This window comes from Myxococcus vastator (genome assembly GCF_010894475.1).
Classification (GTDB): Bacteria; Myxococcota; Myxococcia; order Myxococcales; family Myxococcaceae; genus Myxococcus; species Myxococcus vastator.
The window spans coordinates 1-900 of record NZ_JAAIYB010000900.1; the positions used below are offsets into that span (position 1 = coordinate 1).

The window sequence follows — 900 nt, forward strand, 5'->3', positions numbered from 1 at the left end:
GGACGCGGGGCGGCGCGGTGGCCGGACGGCTCACGGCGAGCAGCGACAGCACCAGGGCCGTGCGGTAGGGCGTCAGGAGCTCCGAGCGGGAGCCGGACGTCACCAGCGGACATTCCTCATGGGTGAGGGCGGCGGAGTCGGTGACGGCCTCGGGCAGGGCGGACAGCTCCGGGCTCTGTTCAATCGCGAGCCGGGACAGCCGCGCGCCCGTGCCGAGCGCCGTCTCCTCGAACGTCTGATGCTGCGGACAGAACCGGTGCGCGTGCTCGTCCTTCGCGTGCATCAGCGCGCCCAGCGGCTGACACACCCACAGCGCGACGAGCAGCGTCGCGGTGCAGCGGGCGAAGGTGTGGGCTCGCTGATTCATCGGAAGGGGCGGTTGCCCGGGTGCTCTAATGAGGCGGCACGGCGGGTGTCAAGGGACGGTATCACGCTCTGATTCGTCCGGGTGGGGATGTGTCGGCCCCGGCCGGATGTTGAGGGACATCGGGATGAACGGACAGCCGGACGGAGGATTCATTCCAGTGGCGACGCTGGACGCGCTCGACGCGCGCGGTCGCGCGGTGGTCCAGGTGGACGGGGTCGCGGTCGCCCTCTTCCGCGTGGAGGGGGCGCTCCACGCGGTGGCGGACGCGTGTCCCCACCGGGCCGGGCCCCTGTCCGAGGGCGACCTGGTGGGATACGTGGTGCACTGCCCGTTGCACACCTGGCCGTTCGACGTCCGGACGGGGCTGTGCCCGCGGCATCCCGGAGTGCAGGTCCGCACCTATGCGGTGCGTGTGCAGGGACAGCACATCCTCGTGTCCGCATCGGGTAGGGTCCACGCCCCCTGAATGCCGGCCCCTTCCAGGAGCGACTCCGCTGTGACTTCGTCCCGAGCCCGCCGCAAAGCCCCCGCCG

Annotated in this window: 2 protein-coding genes; one reads left to right on the forward strand and one right to left on the reverse strand. The window is 71.6% G+C overall.

Translation table 11 applies throughout. From position 1 onward, the window contains the following. A partial coding sequence (locus G4D87_RS38215; RefSeq protein ID WP_163787641.1) for a hypothetical protein occupies positions 1-367 on the reverse strand: 367 nt, incomplete at its 3' end. Between the two features lie 157 nt (positions 368-524). On the opposite strand from G4D87_RS38215, the gene G4D87_RS38220 reads away from it, so the two are divergent. Continuing rightward, positions 525-833: a Rieske (2Fe-2S) protein gene (locus tag G4D87_RS38220; RefSeq protein ID WP_240358952.1), complete on the forward strand. Its 309-nt coding sequence runs from the start codon at positions 525-527 to the stop codon at positions 831-833. Positions 834-900: the final 67 nt, after the last annotated feature.